Raw genomic sequence first — 18,524 nt, forward strand, 5'->3', positions numbered from 1 at the left:
GCCATGGCCGCCTACCGGCCCGCCACCCGGCCGACGCTGTACTTCATCGGCGTCACCACCGGCAAAAGCTCGATCATGAAGGTGTTCCCGGCCTGGGCCCGCGCGCTCGGCCTGACGGATGCCGTGATCCGCGGCATCGACTTCCCGCTGCACGCCGACCCCGCGGCCTATCGCGAGGCGGTGGCCTTCCTGCACGACGATCCGCTGTCGCTCGGCGCCCTGGTCACCACCCACAAGATCGACCTGTTCCACGCCTGCCGCGACCTGTTCGACGTCATCGACCCGCATGCGGCCCTGATGGGCGAGACCAGTTGCATCTCCAAGGCCGGCGGCCGGCTGGTCTGCCACGCCAAGGACCCGATCTCCTCCGGCCTCGCCTTCGACGTCTTCGTGCCGGAGGGGCATTTCGCCCACACCGGGGCGGAGCTGTTCTCGATCGGCGCCGGCGGCTCCACCATCGCCCTGACCTGGCATGGGATGCGGGCCCGGCGCGACCGGCCGTCGCGGATCATCGTCTCGAACCGCAGCCCGGCGCGGCTCGACGAGATCCGCCGCATCCATGGCGAGATGGGCGCCGACCTGCCGGTCGACTATGTGCTGGCGCCGACACCGGCCGACAACGACGCGGAGCTGGCCGGGCTGAAGCCGGGCTCGGTGGTAGTCAACGCCACCGGCCTGGGCAAGGACGCACCGGGATCGCCGCTGACCGACGCGGCGCGGTTCCCGCAAGGCGGCCTGGCCTGGGACCTCAACTACCGCGGCGATCTGGTGTTCCTGGACCAGGCCCGGCGGCAGCAGGCGGTGCAGGGCCTGACCGTCGAGGATGGCTGGACCTATTTCATCCATGGCTGGACCCAGGTGATCGCCGAGGTCTTCCACATCCCGATCCCGACCGCGGGCCCGCGCTTCGACGACCTGTCCCGCATCGCCGCCGAGGCGGCGAAGGGGTAGGCTGTGGCATGGACACGACCGACCGCCCCGCCACGGCCAACATCCTCGAGGTCGTGCGCACGCTGCGCTCCGAGCTGCGGAAGTCGGACCGCAAGGTCGCCGACGCGGTGCTGGCCGACCCGGCCCGTGTGCTCAAGGCGACGGTGGCGGAGATGGCGCAGCTGGCCGAGGTCAGCCAGCCGACGGTGATCCGCTTCTGCGTCGCCATCGGCTGCTCCGGCTACCAGGAGTTCCGGCTGCGCCTGGCGCACAGCCTGGCGCTGGGCCTGCCGGCGACGCATTCCGTGCTGCTCGACACCGACACGCCTGCGACGGTGGTCGACAAGATCTTCGACTACACCCTGTCCAGCCTGGACTGGGCCCGGAACCATCTCGACAAGGCCGCGATCGAGGCGGCGGTCGGGATCCTGGAAAGGGCCCGGTCGATCGCCTTCTTCGGTTTCGGCGCTTCCGGCATCGTCGCCCGCGACGCACAGCAGAAATTCCCGCTGTTCGGCGTGCCGTGCTCGGCCGAGCTCGATTCGCACCAGCAGATCATGGCCGCGTCGATGATGCAGCCGGGCGATGTCGCGGTGGTGATCTCCAACACCGGTCGCACCCGCTCGATTATCGAGGTGGCACGGACCGCGCGCGAGAACGGCGCCAAGGTGATCTGCCTGACCGGGACGGATTCGCCGCTGGTGCCCTACAGCGACGTGGCGCTGGTGGCCGAGACGCTCGAGAACACCAGCGTCTACACCCCGACGATCTCGCGCATCGCCGCGCTGGTGGTGATCGATATTCTCTCTACCGCCGTGGCCCTGCGCCGCAACGACGCCCATTTCCAGCGCTTCCAGACCATGAAGCGCCGGCTGAACGAGCTGCGGTTCAACGAGCGGATCTGACCCGGCCTCGCCTTCTTTTCACCGTCATGGCGAGCCCCGAAGGGGCGTGGCCATCCAGCGCCGCTCGCATCGGCCCCTGGATGGCCACGGCGCTGCGCGCCTCGCCATGACGGGGAGGGGCAGGGGAGACGGGCTGATCACCCCAGCTTCTTGATCAGCGCCATGGCCGCGGCCGGGGCCTTCGGCTTGAAGCCGTTGATCATGTAGACGAACACGTCGCGCGACTTCGGCGGCTTCGCCTCCGGCGATCCGACCGGCTTCAGACCGTCCGGCACGCCGCCCCCGGCCCAGACCTTGGCCCGCTTGGCCCATTGGTCCAGCGCCTTGGGGGCATAGCCGGTCTCGATCTCTTCCGAGGCGCGCTGCAGCCGGGCGTAGACGAAAGGCGCGGTGACGTCCGGGATCTCCGGGAAGCCGTCCTTGTCGGTCAGCACCACCGCCACCTTGTGGGCGCGCAGCATGTCGATGAACTCGGGAGTACGGAAGCTGTCGTGCCGGACCTCGACCACATGGCGCAGGGCGTGGCCATCGACGCTGTGCGGCAGCAGCTTCAGGAAGGCCTCGAAATCCTTCGGGTCGAACTGCTTGGTCGGCAGGAACTGCCAGTTGATCGGCCCCAACTTCTCCTTCAGCTCGGTGATGCCGCTGCCGACGAAGCGCTCGATCGACTCGCCGGCCTCGGCCAGGACTCGCCGGTTGGTGGTGAAGCGCGTGCCCTTGACCGAGAACACGAAGCCCTCCGACGTCTCCTCGCGCCATTTGGCGAAGGTCTCCGGCTTCTGCGAGCCGTAATAGGTGCCGTTGATCTCGATCGAGGTGACGTGGCGCGAGGCGTATTCCAGCTCGCGCTTCTGCGCCAGGCCCTTGGGGTAGAAGGTCTCGCGCCAGGGCTCGAAGGTCCAGCCGCCTATGCCGACGCGAATCCCCGATGCCTGCTTCGACGCCATGGCGTCCTCCCCGGTGGCCTGTCCCTGACACTGGAACATAAGGCGAACGAGGAATCAAGCGCCGGCCGCGTCGGGCCGGCGCCTGGCGCGATTACAGCTTGATCTGCAGCTTGACGTCGGCCGGCCTTCCCTCGGCCGCCCGCTCGAAGGCGGTGATGCTGTCCTCGAAGCCGTAGGTGTGGGAGATCAGCGGCTTCAGGTCGACCTTGCCGGAGGCGATCATGGCGATGGCGCGGTCATAGACATTGGCGTAGCGGAACACGGTCTCGATCCGCACCTCCTTGGCCGCGGCGGCGACCAGGTCGACCGCCACCGGCTCGACCGGCATGCCGATCACCACCAGGCAGCCGCCCGGGCGCACCGTGTCGAAGATACCGGGATAGGCCCGTGGGCTGCCGCTGGCCTCGAACACCACATCCGCGCCCCAGCCGTCGGTCGCCGCGGCCACCGCGTCGGCCAGCCTGGTCTCGCGGATGTTGACGCCGGTGATGCCGGGATAGCGCTCGGCGATCGCCAGCTTCTCCGGCAGCAGGTCGGAGATCAGCACCCGGCTGCAGCCGCCGGCCAGGGCGGCGAGCGCGGCCATGATGCCGATCGGCCCGGCGCCGATCACGACGGCGAAATCGCCGGGCTGGATCCGCGCCTTCACCGCCGCCTGCAGGCCGACGGCGAAGGGCTCGACCATCGCACCCTCGGCGAAGGAGACATTGTCCGGCAGCTTGAAGGTGAAGCCGGCGGGGTGCACCACCTCGGGCGTCAGGCAGCCATGCACCGGCGGGGTCGCCCAGAACACGACGCTGGGGTCGACATTGTAGAGGCCGAGCTTGGAGGCCTTGGAGGTCAAATCGGGGATGCCCGGCTCCATGCACACCCGGTCGCCGGGCTTCAGGCTGGTGACGCCGGGGCCGACCTCGGTGACGGTGCCGGCGGCCTCATGGCCCAGCACCATCGGCTCCTTCACCACGAAGGGCCCGATCCGGCCATGGGTGTAGTAGTGCACGTCGCTGCCGCAGACGCCGACGGTGTCGATCCTGATCCGGACGTCGCCCGGCCCGAGGGTCCGGGGCAAGTCGATCTCGCGCAGCGACAATTCCCTCTGCCGCTCCAGGACCAAGGCACGCATCTCACAATCCTCCCGAATTCGGGCCGGACGCGCGGCCGGCCCCTGACACTCCCCTTGGTACGCCATTTTGCCGGGGACGGGGAGGGTGTCGGTGCACAAATGTTTATTGTCGATTACCAATGTTCATGGCGCCGTCCCCGCTTTGGGGGGACGGCGCCATGAAGGATGCTGGGGCAGGTGCCTCAGGACACCAGCGCGAGATAGTCCCGCTTGCCGACCTCCACGCCCTTGTTGCGCAGGATGTCGTAGGCGGTGACGACGTGAAAATAGAAGTTCGGCAGCACCATGTTCAGGGCGTAGCTGCGGCCGGTGAAGTCCATCTTGCGGTCGCGCAGGGGGATGGTGATGGTCTCCTCCTCGCGGCCGTCGACCTGGCCAGGGCCGACGCTCTCCAGATAGGCGATGGTCTTGGCCAGCCGCTCCTGCAACTCGGCCAGGGTGGTCTCGTTGTCCTCGAAGGGTGGCGGCGTCAGGCCGGCCAGGCGGGCGGCGCCGAACTTGGCGGCGTCGCTGACGCGCTGGATCTGGCCCGACAGCGGATACATGTCGGGGGCCAGGCGGGCCTCGACCAGCGTGGCGGGGTCGATTCCCCCGACCTCCGCATGGGCAGCGGCCTTTTCGAGCAGCTTCGACAGCATGCGCAGCTTCGGCAGCATCACGCCGACCGAGATCTCGTGCAGGGAGAGGGGCAAGGGAGTGCTCCGATGAAGGGCGGGCGCCGCATCGGCCCGGGCGTTCGGCGGCGCTTGATTCCTCTCCCCCGACTCGCTTGCGGTCAAGCGCCGCAGGGGATCGGCTTGACGAACCGCATCGTCTTCTGTACCAATCGGTAAAGTCAGTTCCGTTCGGTACAATCCGTTCCTGGAGAGCCGCCATGACCGTCGACCGTCCGCCGCTGCCGCCCTTCACCCGCGAGACCGCGATCCAGAAGGTCCGCGGGGCCGAGGATGGCTGGAACAGCTGTGATCCGCAGCGCGTCTCGCTGGCCTATACCGAGGACAGCCGCTGGCGGAACCGGGCCGAGTTCCCGCAGGGCCGCACCCAGATCGTCGAGTTCCTGACCCGGAAATGGGCGCGGGAGCTGGAGTACCGCCTGATCAAGGAGCTCTGGGCCTTCGAGGGCAACCGCATCGCCGTCCGCTTCGCCTATGAGTGGCGCGACGATTCCCGCCAGTGGTACCGCTCCTATGGCAACGAGAACTGGGAGTTCGACGAGCACGGGCTGATGCGGGCCCGCCACGCCTCGATCAACGACCGGCCGATCGCCGAGTCCGAGCGCAAGTTCCACTGGGACCGGTCGGGCCCGCGGCCGGCCGGCCATCCGGGGCTCAGCGACCTCGGGCTGTAGCCTTGCCCAGGGTCGTCGCCGAACGGGCGGATGTGCTGCCCGCCTTGTCCGAGGTGTTCCGCGAGCACGGCTTCGAGGGCGCCAGCCTGGCCCTGATCGGCCAGCGCACCGGCCTGGGCAAGGGCAGCCTCTACCACTTCTTCCCGGGCGGAAAGGAGGAGATGGCGGCGGCGGTGCTGGCCGAGATCGACGGCTGGTTCGAAGAGCACATCTTCCGCCCGCTGCGGGAGGAGGAGCCGCGGCACGCGGTGCCGGAGATGATCCACGCGGTCGACGGCTATTTCCGCTCCGGCCGCCGGGTCTGCCTGGTCGGCGCCTTCGCCCTCGGCGATGTCCGCGACCGCTTCGGCGCCGCCATCCGGGGCTATTTCGCCGCCTGGACCGATGCGCTGGTGCAGGCCCTGGAGCGTGGAGGGCTGGCCGCGGAGACCGCCCGCGACCGGGCGGAGGAGGCGGTGGCGGCGATCCAGGGCGCCCTGGTCCTGGCCCGGGCGCTCGACGAGCCCGCCGCCTTCCGCCGCTCGCTGGCCCGGATCGAGGCCCGGCTCATGGCGGATCCTCGGTGAGAAAATCGATCAGCGCCGAAGCGGTCTCCTCCGGCTTCTCCTCCTGCAGCGCGTGGCCGCAGGGCAGGGGGAGGCCGCGGACGTCAGTTGCCTTGTCACGCCAGGTCGCCAGGACGTCGTAGAGCTCCCCGACCACGCCCTTCGCGCCCCACAGCGCCAGCAGCGGCGCCTTGACCCGGCGATCGGCATCGGCGGCGTCGTGCTCCAGGTCGATCGTGGCCGCCGCCCGATAGTCCTCGCAGATGGCGTGGACCGCGCCGGGCTGGCGGTAGCAGCGCAGATACTCCTGCACCAGCTCCTCGCGCGGCACGCCCGGGGTCCGACTCTGCCCCGCCAGATGGTGGCGCAGGTAGAATTCCGGGTCGGCCTCGATCAGCCGCTCCGGCAGCGGCGCCGGCTGGATCAGGAAGAACCACCAGAAGTAGCGGGTGGCGAAGGCCCGGTCGGTGCGGGCATACATCGTCGCCGTCGGCGCGATGTCCAGCACGGCAATGCGGCGGACCACGCCCGGATGGTCCAGCGCCATGCGGTGGGCGACACGGCCGCCGCGGTCATGGCCGACCACGGCGAAGCGGCCGCGCCCCAAAGCGCGCATCACCGCCACCTGGTCGGCCGCCATCGCCCGCTTGGAATAGTTCACGTGATTGTCGCCGCCCTTGGGCCGCGCGCTGTCGCCATAGCCGCGCAGGTCGGTGGCGACCACGCTGTGCCCGGCCGCGACCAGCAGCGGCGCCACCGCGTGCCAGGTGACATGGGTCTGCGGGTGGCCGTGCAGCAGCAGCACCGGCGGCCCGTCGCCGGCGCGCACGCCATGGATGCGCAGGCCGGGCGCGGTCTCGATGTCGAAGGGCGTGAAGCCGGGCATCAGGTCTTGGGTCATTGGTCCCCAGTCTCTCAGTGCCCGAAGGGAAGCTGGTAGCGGAATTCGTCGCTGGGGCCGCCCTTGAACTGGTCGGCGTCGCGGATCAGGCCGGTCCGCTCGAAGCCGAGCGCTTCGACCAGGGCGACCGATGCCGCGTTGCGGGTGTCGATCGAGGCGCCGATCGCGGTGACCGCCGGCTCGGCCGCCAGCGCCTCGACCACGGCGCCGACCGCCCGGCGGCCGATGCCGCACCCCTGGCAGCGGCGGAGCACGAAATAGGCGATGTCGGTCGCGCCGGTGCTGTCGACCGTGGCCTCCACCAGCCCGGCGTAGCTGTCGTCGGCAAGGCGGATCGCCCAGTTCAGCCAAGCCTGGTCCCCGGCCGGCGACCGCCGCGCCGCCAGACGCTCGAATCGGGCGCGCAGCGCTGTGGCATCGGCCGGCGGTTCCTGCGGGATGAAGCGGTAGAGGGTCGGGTCGGCCAGGCCGTCGAACAGCCGCTCGGCATGGTCGGGCCGGAGCGGCTCCAGCCGCAGCTCCCCGGCGGCGATCGATGTCTCCGCCAGGGCGGTGATGCCGGGTGCGGGCCTCAATGCGGCCGGCCAGGAGAGGCATCGCGGTCCTGCGGCATGTCCGGCTCCGGAAGGAAGGATCGGGCCTCCTTATACAGGCGCGACACGGCCCGGCGGAGGGGATTTTCCGAAAGCCGGCCTTGCGCCTCGATTCGTCAGGGGTGCCATTCCTTAGACAAACATGATAGGTTTGAATGGCTTGTCGTCGATCCCTGCGATCACGATGTAAGACAGGGCGCTTGTGCCCGGGGGAGTCTGGAGGGGGCCGCCATGGCCGGTAGGGAACGCTGGCTGAAGACCGCCGGTATGCTCGGTCTGGTCGCCGGGATTATCGCCGGGTGCGGCGGCGACAAGCCACGGCCGTCCGGCGGCAACATCGCCTATTGGGAACCGCAGATCCAGAAGGCGTCGAAGCGCTTCAACGTGCCGCCGGAATGGATTCGCGAGGTGATGCGGATCGAGAGCGGCGGCCGGTCGACCTGGAAGGGCGGCCAGCCGATCACCAGCTCGGCCGGCGCCCAGGGGCTGATGCAGGTGATGCCCGGCACCTATGAGGAGCTGCGCCAGAAGCACAGCCTGGGCCGCGACCCCTACGACCCCGAGAACAACATCATGGCGGGCACGGCCTATATCCGCGAGCTGTACGAGATGTATGGGTCGCCCGGCTTCCTCGGCGCCTACAACGCCGGCCCCGGCCGCTATCGGCAATATGTCGAGGACGGGCGCAGCCTGCCGCCGGAGACCCGGCGCTACATGGACATCGTCGGCCCGCAGATTGCCGGCATCGACCCGGGCTCCAGCCGGCCCGATCGGATGACGCAATACGCCGAGCAGCAGATCCAGGATCGGGTCGACGGCGCGGTCGCGGCCCGCACCGGCCAGCCCGGCAGCCGGTCGCCGGTGGTGATGGCGATGGCGCCGATCCCCGACCGGCTGTCACCGGAGGAGCAGGGCACGATGGCGCGGGTCGACGCGGCCATCGCCGACCGCACCGGCCAGCCGATCGCGGCCCAACCCATCCCGGTCCAGGCGGCGCCGATCCGGCAGGCGCCGCTGCCGGCGCCGGCGTCCCGCCCGGTGGTGATGGCGATGCAGCCGATCCCGGACCGGGTGGCGCCGATGCCGGCGCCGGTCGCACCCGTCCGCCAGGCGGCGGCCCGGCCCGCGCCCGTTCGCATGGCACCGATCCCGGACCGGCCGCAGGTCGCGCCGGTCGACGACGTGCTGCTGGCGATGGCCGCCTCGCAGCCGGAGCGGCCGAGCCCTGCACCGGTCGCGACCCGCCCGGTCGCCCAGCCGCAGGCCCGGCAGGCCAGGCCCGTGCCCGCGCCAACCCCGGTGACGGTGGCGCCGACCCGGGTGGCGGCGACCGCTCCCGCGGCACCGGTCCGGCGCCAGGCCGGTGGTCTGCCCAGCGGCTGGTACGTGCCCTCTCCGCCAGGCCAGTAGCCGACTCAGGCGCCCGACTGTCGGGGCTGCTGCCTCCTCCTGCCCGACTCTCAGTGTCTCGCGGGCGCCCGCGAGACACTGATCTTCTGCCGTTGCCGCGCTCCAGAGGCCCGACGAGCCTTCCCCGATTCAAAGCCGCATACCTCGGATAGAGGATGACGGTCGAATTTGATGGGCCTTCATCCCTATATTAGGTTAATTCAGCCAAAATACGATCTTGCACATAATTTGGCGAAAGCGGCGATGATCATAAAATACTATTAAAAGTTGATGCAATTTATTGCAACAATGCCCGAATAATTGTCTCGGGTGGCCAAAATAAATGGAATTGCTCAGAATGATCTGCCGCTCCGCTGAAGAAGACTGCCCTGCTTGCAGCGGGGCGGCATCAACCTGAGGAGCATGAGATGTCGCTGAGCATTGCCATTCCCGAGCTTCCGTCGCAGCTGTCCTCGATTTTTGCGCCCCGGCTGGCGGTGGAGGCCCGGGAGCCCGCCCATATAGAAGTCGCCCGCAGCCATTACCGAAACCTGGCCGTCAGGCTCGATCCGGCCGACCGGACCTATTGGTGCTACATGCAGCCGGAAGGCCGGCCGAGCTTCACGCCGGAGCTGCTGCAGGACATCACCGACATGCAACAGTCGATCCGGCGCATGTTCATCGAGCGGACGGATGAGGAGCCGCCGGTCCGCTACTTCGTCTTCGCCTCGGGCCTCCCGGGGATCTACAGCCTGGGCGGCGACCTGGGCCTTTTCATCGAGAAGATCCGGCTCGGGGACCGGGCGGCGCTTCGCCGCTACGCCCATGCCGCGATCGAGCCGATCCATCGCAACTACGCCGCTTTCGACACCCCGATCATCACCATGGCGCTGGTCCAGGGCGATGCGCTGGGCGGCGGCTTCGAATGCGCGCTGTCGCTCGACATGATCGTGGCCGAGCGGAGCAGCAAGATGGGGCTGCCCGAGATCCTGTTCAACCTGTTCCCGGGCATGGGGGCGTACAGCTTCCTGTCCCGCCGCATCGGCGCGGTGGCGACCGAGAAGATGATCACCAGCGGGCGGATCTACACCGCCGAGGAGCTGCACGAGATGGGCATCGTCGACGTGCTGGCCGAGGACGGCAAAGGCACCGAGGCGGTCCATGAGTACATTGCCGAGAACGGGCGCAAATTCAATGCGCACCGCGCCCTGATCCAGGCCCGGCGCCGGGTCAACCCGATCACGCTCGGCGAGTTGCGGGACGTGGTCGACATCTGGGCCGACGCATGCCTCGGCCTCAGCGAATCCGATCTTCGCAAGATGACACGGCTGACCCAGGCTCAGGATCGTCGGCGCGCCGCGGTGGTGCCGACGATCGCGGCCGAGTGACGCCCAAACTCATGGTCAGAGGGGCAGCTGGGGCGACGGGCTGGGGAGCCGGTCGCCTCATTTTCCGGGCCCGGATCAGCCTTTTTGGGCCGGTCGGGCAGCGGCGCCGCGCCGCCGCAGCAGGATCGGGCGGAGGCGCTCCATTTCGGCCGCCAGACGCCGCAGGTGGGACTTGCCGTTGCGGGCGAGATCCGGCCCGCTGATCCCCTGCCAATCCTGGCAGAGGTCCGACAGGCCGCGTGCACCGATATTGGCGGTGGCGCTGCGCAGGGCATGGGCGTGCGCCCGGAACAGCAGGGCGTCTTCCTTCTCGACCGAGAGCCTCATGTCCTCGGCGATCGTTTCGATATCCGCCAGGAAATCGTCGATCAGCTCGATCAGAAAGTGATTGCCGCCGAGGGCTTCCAGGCGGTCGATGACGCGCATGTCGACTGCGGCCGGACCGGCCTGCGGCAGCGCCGTGACGTTGTCCGGCAGTGGTGGCGGCGGCGTTGCCGAGACATGTCCTTCCAGGACGTCTTCGATCGCCATGAACAGCTGCTCGGGCTCGATCGGCTTGGTCAGGCAGGCGTCCATGCCGGCCTCGGTACAGCGCGCCGCGACGCCCGGCGTGGCGTCGGCGGTCAGGGCGACGATCGGGACATGCGGCCGGTCCAGCGCGGTGAAGCGGTACAGCTTGGTGGCCTCGATACCGTTCATCACCGGCATGTTGATGTCCATCAGGACAAGGTCGAACGTCGCGGCGTCGAGCGCGTCGAGCGCCTCCTCGCCATTGGCGACCAGCTGGACCTGATGGCCGGCCCGGGTCAGCATCTCCCGCAGGACCTTCTGGTTGATGCGGTTGTCGTCCGCGACCAGGACGGACAGGCTGCGCGCTGCCGCGGTGTGGCGGCGGGCGATAGCGACCTTCGGCTTGCCATGCGAGCGTCCGGCCTGCGCGATGCGCAGGGCGATGCCGATGGTTCGGGCATCCGCATCCGCGGGGATCGTGGTGACGAAGACCTCCGCCAGGTCCCGCGACACGCCGTCGCCGGCGGCCGGGTCGGCCAGCAGGATCGGGCGGACGGCCGGCGCCGAACGCAGCGCGGCGAGGACCGACGCCCGCCGGTTCGGATCGCTCGGCAAGGTGCCGCGGTCCATGACCAGGACCGCGGCCGTGTCGGCGGAGCGCAGGGGTTGCCAGGCCAGCATCGCGTCGATCGAGCCGAAGGTCTCGACCGTGCCGGCGGCTGGCGTCAGTAGCGGCATCAGCCGCCCGATCAGCGCCGCGTCCGGGGCGATCACGCCGAGCGTGGGGATCGGCTCGACGGCAGTCTGCGCCTCGGCATCGGCCGGCTGGTCGAACTCCATCGTGAACCAGAAGGTGCTGCCGACGCCCGGGGTGCTGTCGACTCCGATCTCGCCGCCGAGCAGGGTGACCAGCCGCCTGCAGATGGCGAGGCCCAGCCCGGTGCCGCCGAACCGGTCCATGATCGAGGCGTCAGCCTGCCGGAAGCTTTCGAAGATGTGACCGGACGCCTCCGGCGCGATGCCGATGCCGGTGTCCGTGACCTCGAAGCGCAGCCGCGGCCGCTCGCCGGTCTCCGCCTCGGGCCGGACCGAGATCACCACGCTGCCGGTCTCGGTGAACTTGACGGCGTTGCCGAGCAGGTTGAGCACGACCTCCCGGAGATGCCGCTCGCTGCCCCGCAGCCGGAGCGGCACGCGATGGTCGATGTGGATGCCGAGGTGCAGGCCCTTGGCCTTCGCCTCGGTCAGGATCATCGCCCGCATCTCCGCCAGCACCGACGGCAGGTCGAAATCGGCGACCTGCACCGTCATCTGCCCGGCTTCGATGCGGGAGAAATCGAGGATGTCGTTGATCAGCGTCAGCAGCTGCTTGCCGGCCGAGACGACGGTCTGCGTCATCTCCTGCTGCGACGGGTTCAGCTTGGTGTCGTGCAGCAGCGATCCCATGCCGATGATGGCGGTCAGCGGCGTCCGCAGCTCATGGCTGACGCTGGCCAGGAACATGCTCTTCGCCTGGCTCGCCTCCTCGGCCTGCTGCTTGGCCCGGGACAGCTTGCGGATCAGGGTGGCGGCGTAGGCCGGCAGCAGCACCATGCCGCCGAGCAGGCCGGCCGACAGCGGGGTGTGTGCGCGCCAGAACTCGGTCGTCGCCACCACCGCGCCGAACGAGATCAGGCCGGCGCCGGTGGCCAAAGCGAGGAACCCGATGCCGAAGCGGAAGCCGTTGCCGAAGATGACCCAGAGATAGATCGGGAACAGGATCGTGGTGGCCTCGCCGCCGATCTGCATCTCCCAGAACATGGCGCCGAAATCGACCAGGATGGCGACGATCCGGCGCGGACGGCAGATCGCGGGATGCACGGCGATATGAGTCAGGATGGCGAAGTTCGCCGTGATGTAGCCGGCCAGGACGGCGACCGCCTCGAGATCGTAATGTCCGGTCGCCAGCACGTAGATCAGGATGGCGACGGCGAAGACGATGCCGTTGAGCCGCATCTCGTGCTCGCTGTCCGGACGGTTCCGGAAGCGCTGCAGGATGCGCTTGATCGGGGATCTCGATCCCGCCTGCGGCTTGCCGCCGGTCATCGATCGCCACCGTGTCGTCCGGGGGCGGCGGCGTCGGGAATGTGGTCGACCAGCTCCAGCAGCCGCTGCCCGGCCGACACCACCCGCCGCGCCATCTCCCGCTGCACCGGGCTGAGCCTGGTGTCCTGCAGCAGCGATCCGGTGCCGATGATGGCGCTCAGCGGCGTGCGCAGCTCATGGCTCACGCCGGCCAGGAGCATGGCCTTCTCCCGGTTCTCCGCTTCGGCCATCCGCTTGTCCCTGGACAGCCTGCGGATCAGGGGCGTGGCGCCGAGCGGCACCAGCAGCATCCCGCCGAACAGGCCGGCGGTCAGGGCGCCGTGCGCGCTCCAGAACGGCGTCGTCGCCACCACGGCGCCGAACGAGACCAGGCCGATGGCCGTGGCCAGGGCCAGGAAGGCCGGCCCGAATCGGAACCCGTTGCCCAGGATGATCCAGAAGAAGAGCGGGACCAGGAGGGCCGTGGTCTCGCCGCCGATCTGCATGACGCAGAACAGGGCGCCGAGATCGCTGACGATCGAGAAGATCCGGCGCAGGCGGCAGATGCCGGGACGCAGCAGGATGTGGCCGAGCACGGCCAGGTTGATCGCCAGGTAGGCGGGCGGGACGGCGAGGATGCTCAGGTCGTCGCCGGCCGTCGCCAGCAGATAGAGCAGGATGGCGGTGCCGAAGGCGAGGGCGTTGAACCGCATCTCGTGTTCACTGTCCGGGCGGGCCCGGAGGCGCTGCGCGATGCGCGCGACCGGGGATCTAGGCCCCACCTGCGGTTTGCTGTCGGTCATCTCCAAAACCACTCCAGCCCGGCGGCGCCGTCATGCCGCCTGGGACCATTACCGAACACCGGATGGGATGGCCAAAACCGGCCTGTCCCATGCGCGCTCTCACCCGCTGGTTGTTCGGCATCAATCTGAGGAAATGAAACCTCTGAACCTCGTCGCAGACCAGCATGCGGTTTCTCTCGATCCGCCCGGGAGTTTCCTCCCCTTCGGCGGTCGCGTCTAGGGGCCAAGATCAGCGGCGGCCCGCGCCATCGGCATCCGGCTCCGGGCCGGTCTCCGGCGGTCACGAAACCCGGCCATCCGCCGGCCAGCGCCGCACGAAGTCTCGCAGCTGGTCGTCCGGCATCGGTCTGGCGAAATGAAATCCCTGGACCTCGTCACAGCCCAGCCGGCGGATGGTCTCGAGCTGCTCGGGGGTTTCCACCCCTTCGGCGGTCACCTCCAGGCCGAGATCATGGCCGAGATTGGTGATCGCCCGCACGATCGCCGTATCCCCCGGGCTGGCCTCCAGGTTGCGGATGAAGCTGCGGTCGATCTTGAGGCGGTTGACCCGGAAGATCTTGAGATAGTTGAGCGAGGAGTAACCGGTGCCGAAATCGTCGATGGCGAAGCGGATGCCGAGGCCGCGCAGCTCCTCGATCTTGCTCGCCGCCGATTCCGCGTTCTGCATCAGCACGCCTTCGGTCAGCTCCAGCTCCAGCGACGACGCCGCCACGCCGGTGTCCCGCAGTGTCTGGCGGATCAGCTGGCTGATGTCCTGCTTGCGGAACTGCAGCGAGGTGAGGTTGACGCCGACGCGCAGCGACAGCCCGTCGCGGGCCCAGGCGGCGCCCTGGGCGCAGGCTTCGCGCAGCGCCCAGGTGTTCATGGCGATGATCAGCCCGCTCTCCTCCGCCGCCGGCAGGAACTGCGCGGGCAGCAGCAGGCCGCGGGTCGGGTGCTGCCAGCGCATCAGCGCCTCGGCGCCGACGATCCGGCCGCTGTGCAGGTCGATCTGCGGCTGGTAGTGCAGCACGAACTGATCGGCCTCGACCGCGGCCCGCAGCTCGGCCTCCAGCACCACCGCGTCCTGGATGCCGACATTCAGCTCGGTGGCGAAGAAGCGGTACTCGCCCGGCCCGTCGGCCTTGGCCCGGTACATTGCCAGGTCGGCGTTGCGGAACAGCTGGTCCGGATCGTTCCCATCCTGCGGATGCAGGGTGATGCCGATGCTGGCGGTGAGCGACACGGTGCTGTCGCTGCGGATGTGCGGCCGGGCGATCTCCTGCAGGATCAGCGCCGCCGTCGCCGCCGCGTCCTCGCTCCGCGGCCCCAGCTGGAGCACCGCGAACTCGTCGCCGCCGAGCCGGGCGACGATGTCTCCCGGCCGTGCGGTCACGCTCAGCCGCCGCGCCACCTCCTGCAGGATCTGGTCGCCGAAATGGTGGCCCAGCGCGTCGTTGATCGACTTGAAGCGGTCGAGATCCAGGAAATGCAGGGCGAAGACGGCGTCGGCGTCCCGGGCCAGGATGCGGCGGATCCGGTTGAGGAGATGCACCCGGTTGGGCAGGTCGGTCAGCGCGTCGTGGTTGGCCAGATGATGCAGATGCTCCTCGGCCAGCTTGCGGTCGGTGATGTCGAGCGCCGTGGTCAGGACGCTCTCGACCTGGTTGGTCGCGTCCCGCAGCGGCGCCTTGCTGGTGAGGAAGACCTGCCGCACGCCGTTGCGCTCGACCACCTCCTCATAGCTCGGCAGCGGCTCGCCGGAGCCGAAGACCAGCTGGTCCAGCTGCCGGCTGCGCTCGCCGCGCTCCGGCCCGAACACGGCGGCGACGTCCTCGCCGACCAGGGCGGCGGGGGTCGAGCCGCTGATCGCCGCCTGATAGGCGTTGACGAAGACGCAGCGGCCCTCGCGGTCGGCGGCGCTGATCATCGCCGGCAGCGTGTCGATCACCTGGGCCAGCGCCTCGCGGCTGTTGCGCAGCGCCTCCTCCTGGCTGCGCCGGGTGCGCTCCAGCTCGCGCTCCAGCGTCGCGGCGCGGCGCTTGACCCGCTGCTGCTGGCGGCGCAGCCGCAGCAGGTTGCGGGCCCGGGTCATGAACTCGTGGTGGTCGACCGGGCTCTGCAGGAAGTCGGTGGCGCCGGCCTCCAGCGCCTGCAGCCGGAAGCTGCGGTCGTCATAGGCGGTGATGACGATCACAGGCACGTCGGCGACATGCGGGTTGCCGCGCATCCGGCGGGTGAACTCGGCGCCGTCCAGATTCGGCATCTTGTAGTCGGCGATCACCAGGTCGGGGGTGTGCCCGGCCAGCCAGTCCAGCGCCTCCAGCGGGTCGCCGAACGATTGCACGGTCACCTGGCTCTCGAGCGAGGCTGCCAGCTTGGAGAAGATGTGCCGGTTGGTGGGCCGGTCATCCAAGATGACGACGAGCGACATTCCCGCTGCTGAACTCCCTGTCGCACCCGGCCGCCGTGCTGCCCGGTGGGGCGGTATGGCCAACGGCCACTATAGAAGGGCTTTTCGCCGCATTATGAGGGAATTCGTATGAACACCGGACTATGGTCCGCCACCCGCTATTCCGACAGGGTGGCGACCACCGGCGTGTGGTCCGAGGCCTTGTCGCGGCCCCGCGGCTCGCGGTCGATGATGCACGCCTCGAGCCGGTCGGCGATTTCCGGGCTGGCCAGCAGGTGGTCGATGCGGATGCCGTTGTCGGCCTGCCAGGCCTGGCCCTGATAGTCCCAGAAGCTGTAGCCGGTCGCGGTCGGGTTCAGCGCCCGCCACGAATCGGTCAGGCCCAGATAGGTCAGCGCCCGGAAGCGGCGCCGGGTCTCCAGCCGGAACAGCGCGTCGTCGACCCAGGCGGCCGGGTCGGCGGCGTCGCGCGCCTCGGGGATGACGTTGAAGTCGCCGCCCATGACGAAGGGCTGGCCTGCCGCCAGCAGAGTCTCGGCGCGGGAGCGCAGCCGGTCCATCCAGGCCAGCTTGTAGTCGTATTTCTCGGTGCCGGCGGGGTTGCCGTTGGGCAGGTACAGGCCGCAGACCCGGACGCCGCGCACCGTGCCCTCGACATAGCGAGCCTGGACGTCCTCGCCGTCGCCGTCCAGCCCGGCCAGCGGATCCTCGATCGGATGCTTCGACAGCAGGGCGACGCCGTTATAGCTCTTCTGGCCGTGGATCAGCAGCTTGTAGCCCAGCGCCTCGAACTCGAAGCGCGGGAACGCCTCGGTCTCGCATTTGATCTCCTGCAGCACGGCCACGTCGGGGTCGGCGCTGCGCAGCCAGTCCAGCACGTTCGACAGCCGGGCCTTGACCGAATTGACGTTCCAGGTGGCGATGCGCATGCCTCAGGCCTCCGCCCGCAGGCTCGAAGACGGGGCGGGCAGGGTGGGGCGCATGGCTGGTCCTCCGGGCTGGGCGGCCCTCCGACTCCGGCGGGCGCGGCCGCTCAGATTGCGAAGGAAGTGCCGCAGCCGCAAGAGGAGCTGGCGTTGGGGTTCTTCACCTGGAAGGACGCGCCGATCAGCTCCTCGACATAGTCGATCTCGGCGCCGGCCAGCAGGTCGAGCGAGGTGTCATCGACCACCACGGTGACATCGTCGCGCCGGAAGGTCAGGTCGTCGCCATTGACCTTGTCGTCGAAGCTGAAGCCGTACTGGAAGCCGGAGCAGCCGCCGCCGGACACGGCGATGCGCAGCATCAGGGCGTCGTTGCTCTCGGCGCGGCGCAGCTCGGCGATCCGCCGGGCGGCGCTTTCGGTCAGGTTCAGGATGCGGCCGTCATCGGGCATGGCGGGTCCCATCGGTCAAACGGGGCGGTCGAAACCGGTCCCCTTCAATGTAGGGAGCCGCGAGGCATCTGCAAAGCGCCGCCAGTGATTGCCAGCCCCGCATGCGATGGCTAGCTTGGCCGCGATGACCGCAGCCTACGCCACCGTCCCGGACCGCAGCCGCGGCCGGCTGCATGCCGAGCCGGACAGCGGCATGCGCTCGCCCTTCCAGCGCGACCGCGACCGCATCGTCCATTCCTCGGCCTTCCGCAAGCTGCAGTACAAGACCCAGGTCTTCATCTACCACGAGGGCGACTACTACCGGACCCGGCTGACCCACACGCTGGAGGTGGCGCAGATCGCCCGCACCATCTGCCGCTCGCTCGGCCTGGACGAGGATCTGGGCGAGGCGGTGGCCCTGGCGCACGATCTCGGCCACACCCCCTTCGGCCATGCCGGGGAAGATGCGCTGCACGCGGCGATGGCCGGCCATGGCGGCTTCCACCACAACGACCAGACCTTGCGCATCCTGACGGCGCTGGAGCAGCGCTACGCCGGTTTCGACGGGCTGAACCTGACCTGGGAGACGCTGGAGGGCGTGGTCAAGCACAACGGCCCGCTGCTGCCGCTGCCGCCCGGCGGCGGGCTGCCGGCCACGATCGACGCCTTCCGCGCCACCTGGGACCTCGACCTCGCCTCGCAGCCGGGGCCGGAGGCGCAGGTGGCGGCGCTGGCCGACGACATCGCCTACACCAACCACGACATCGACGACGCGGTCCGGGCCGGGCTGCTCGACCTCGACGCGCTGCGCGGCCTGCCGCTGGTCGGGCCGGTGCTGGCCGAGGTCGAGGCCCTGCATCCCGGCCTGCCGCGCCGCCGGCTGATCCATGAGACGGTGCGGCGGGTGATCGACCAGATGGTCACCGACCTGCTGGCGGAATCGCGCCGCCGCCTGGCGGCGTCGGCGCCGGATTCGGTCGAGGCGATCCGCGCCGCGCCGGTGCCGGCGATCGCCTTCTCCGACGGCGTCGCGGCCGATCTCGCCGTGGTCCGCAGCTTCATGTTCCGCGAGGTCTACCGGCACTATCTGGTCAACCGCGAGACCAGCAAGGCGCGGCGGGTGGTGCGCGACCTGTTCGACCTGTTCACGGCCGAGCCCAACACGTTGCCGACCGACTGGCGCCGCCAGGCCGAGGCCGGGGCGGCGGCCGGCCTGCCGCGGCTGGTGGCCGACTACATTGCCGGCATGACCGACCGCTACGCCCTGCTCGAGCATCAGCGCCTGTTCGCCCTGGACCGGCCGGTGTGAGGCCGAAGACGGCTCCCTTTTCC

The 18,524-nt window shown here is 69.4% G+C and carries 17 protein-coding genes; 7 read left to right on the top strand and 10 right to left on the bottom strand.

The window, feature by feature from the left end; all coding sequences use genetic code 11:
* Window positions 1-3: 3 nt before the first annotated feature.
* Both AAHM41_RS19170 and AAHM41_RS19175 read left to right on the top strand, forming a co-directional pair.
* Window positions 4-951, top strand: a complete 948-nt coding sequence (locus AAHM41_RS19170) for a shikimate dehydrogenase family protein (RefSeq protein WP_342238173.1) — start codon at window positions 4-6, stop codon at window positions 949-951.
* A gap of 8 nt (window positions 952-959) precedes the next feature.
* Window positions 960-1,835 carry an SIS domain-containing protein gene (locus AAHM41_RS19175; protein ID WP_342238174.1) on the top strand — a complete coding sequence of 292 codons (876 nt, stop codon included), beginning with the start codon at window positions 960-962 and terminating at the stop codon, window positions 1,833-1,835.
* Window positions 1,836-1,972: 137 nt separating this feature from the next.
* Here AAHM41_RS19175 and AAHM41_RS19180 read toward each other — a convergent pair whose 3' ends face one another.
* The 3 genes from AAHM41_RS19180 to AAHM41_RS19190 all read right to left on the bottom strand — a co-directional run bounded on the left by AAHM41_RS19180 (window position 1,973) and on the right by AAHM41_RS19190 (window position 4,597).
* Complete coding sequence (locus AAHM41_RS19180; RefSeq protein WP_342238175.1) at window positions 1,973-2,782, bottom strand: DUF72 domain-containing protein; 810 nt, start codon at window positions 2,780-2,782, stop codon at window positions 1,973-1,975.
* 91 nt (window positions 2,783-2,873) lie between these two features.
* Window positions 2,874-3,905, bottom strand: a complete 1,032-nt coding sequence (locus tag AAHM41_RS19185) for an NAD(P)-dependent alcohol dehydrogenase (protein WP_342238176.1) — start codon at window positions 3,903-3,905, stop codon at window positions 2,874-2,876.
* 182 nt (window positions 3,906-4,087) lie between these two features.
* Complete coding sequence (locus tag AAHM41_RS19190; RefSeq protein ID WP_342238177.1) at window positions 4,088-4,597, bottom strand: DUF1993 domain-containing protein; 510 nt, start codon at window positions 4,595-4,597, stop codon at window positions 4,088-4,090.
* Between the two features lie 182 nt (window positions 4,598-4,779).
* Here AAHM41_RS19190 and AAHM41_RS19195 point away from each other — a divergent pair, with 182 nt between their 5' ends.
* Both AAHM41_RS19195 and AAHM41_RS19200 read left to right on the top strand, forming a co-directional pair.
* A complete protein-coding gene (locus AAHM41_RS19195) occupies window positions 4,780-5,253 on the top strand; it encodes a nuclear transport factor 2 family protein (protein WP_342238178.1) in 474 nt (157 codons plus the stop codon).
* Between the two features lie 2 nt (window positions 5,254-5,255).
* Complete coding sequence (locus AAHM41_RS19200; RefSeq protein WP_342238179.1) at window positions 5,256-5,819, top strand: TetR/AcrR family transcriptional regulator; 564 nt, start codon at window positions 5,256-5,258, stop codon at window positions 5,817-5,819.
* On the opposite strand, the gene AAHM41_RS19205 is transcribed toward AAHM41_RS19200, so the two are convergent.
* Window positions 5,800-6,699 (bottom strand): alpha/beta fold hydrolase, encoded by a 900-nt coding sequence (locus AAHM41_RS19205; protein ID WP_342238180.1) that lies wholly within the window; start codon window positions 6,697-6,699, stop codon window positions 5,800-5,802. The two genes, AAHM41_RS19200 and AAHM41_RS19205, sit on opposite strands and share 20 nt — an antisense overlap.
* A gap of 14 nt (window positions 6,700-6,713) precedes the next feature.
* Window positions 6,714-7,274, bottom strand: coding sequence for a GNAT family N-acetyltransferase (locus AAHM41_RS19210; protein WP_342238181.1), 561 nt, complete (start codon window positions 7,272-7,274; stop codon window positions 6,714-6,716).
* Window positions 7,275-7,523: 249 nt separating this feature from the next.
* Here AAHM41_RS19210 and AAHM41_RS19215 point away from each other — a divergent pair, with 249 nt between their 5' ends.
* Both AAHM41_RS19215 and AAHM41_RS19220 read left to right on the top strand, forming a co-directional pair.
* Window positions 7,524-8,702: a lytic transglycosylase domain-containing protein gene (locus AAHM41_RS19215; protein WP_342238182.1), complete on the top strand. Its 1,179-nt coding sequence runs from the start codon at window positions 7,524-7,526 to the stop codon at window positions 8,700-8,702.
* 407 nt (window positions 8,703-9,109) lie between these two features.
* A complete protein-coding gene (locus AAHM41_RS19220; protein WP_342238183.1) occupies window positions 9,110-10,069 on the top strand; it encodes a crotonase/enoyl-CoA hydratase family protein in 960 nt (319 codons plus the stop codon).
* A 75-nt stretch (window positions 10,070-10,144) separates the two neighbouring features.
* Here the strand turns inward: AAHM41_RS19220 and AAHM41_RS19225 are convergent, their stop codons facing one another.
* The 5 genes from AAHM41_RS19225 to erpA form a co-directional block, all read right to left on the bottom strand.
* The gene (locus tag AAHM41_RS19225; protein WP_342238184.1) at window positions 10,145-12,664 is read right to left on the bottom strand and encodes an ATP-binding protein; all 2,520 of its coding nucleotides are present in this window, start codon (window positions 12,662-12,664) and stop codon (window positions 10,145-10,147) included.
* Window positions 12,661-13,446, bottom strand: a complete 786-nt coding sequence (locus AAHM41_RS19230; RefSeq protein WP_342238185.1) for an ATP-binding protein — start codon at window positions 13,444-13,446, stop codon at window positions 12,661-12,663. The genes AAHM41_RS19225 and AAHM41_RS19230 overlap by 4 nt, the downstream gene beginning before the upstream one ends.
* 280 nt (window positions 13,447-13,726) lie before the next feature.
* On the bottom strand, window positions 13,727-15,859 hold the full coding sequence (locus tag AAHM41_RS19235) for a GGDEF/EAL domain-containing response regulator (RefSeq protein ID WP_342238186.1): 2,133 nt from the start codon (window positions 15,857-15,859) through the stop codon (window positions 13,727-13,729).
* A 137-nt stretch (window positions 15,860-15,996) separates the two neighbouring features.
* Window positions 15,997-16,767, bottom strand: coding sequence for an exodeoxyribonuclease III (xth, locus tag AAHM41_RS19240; RefSeq protein ID WP_342238187.1), 771 nt, complete (start codon window positions 16,765-16,767; stop codon window positions 15,997-15,999).
* A 104-nt stretch (window positions 16,768-16,871) separates the two neighbouring features.
* Window positions 16,872-17,213 carry an iron-sulfur cluster insertion protein ErpA gene (erpA, locus tag AAHM41_RS19245; protein WP_342238188.1) on the bottom strand — a complete coding sequence of 114 codons (342 nt, stop codon included), beginning with the start codon at window positions 17,211-17,213 and terminating at the stop codon, window positions 16,872-16,874.
* Window positions 17,214-17,319: 106 nt separating this feature from the next.
* Here erpA and AAHM41_RS19250 point away from each other — a divergent pair, with 106 nt between their 5' ends.
* On the top strand, window positions 17,320-18,501 hold the full coding sequence (locus tag AAHM41_RS19250; RefSeq protein WP_342238189.1) for a deoxyguanosinetriphosphate triphosphohydrolase: 1,182 nt from the start codon (window positions 17,320-17,322) through the stop codon (window positions 18,499-18,501).
* Window positions 18,502-18,524 lie beyond the last annotated feature (23 nt).

The organism is Inquilinus sp. OTU3971 (assembly GCF_038440215.1).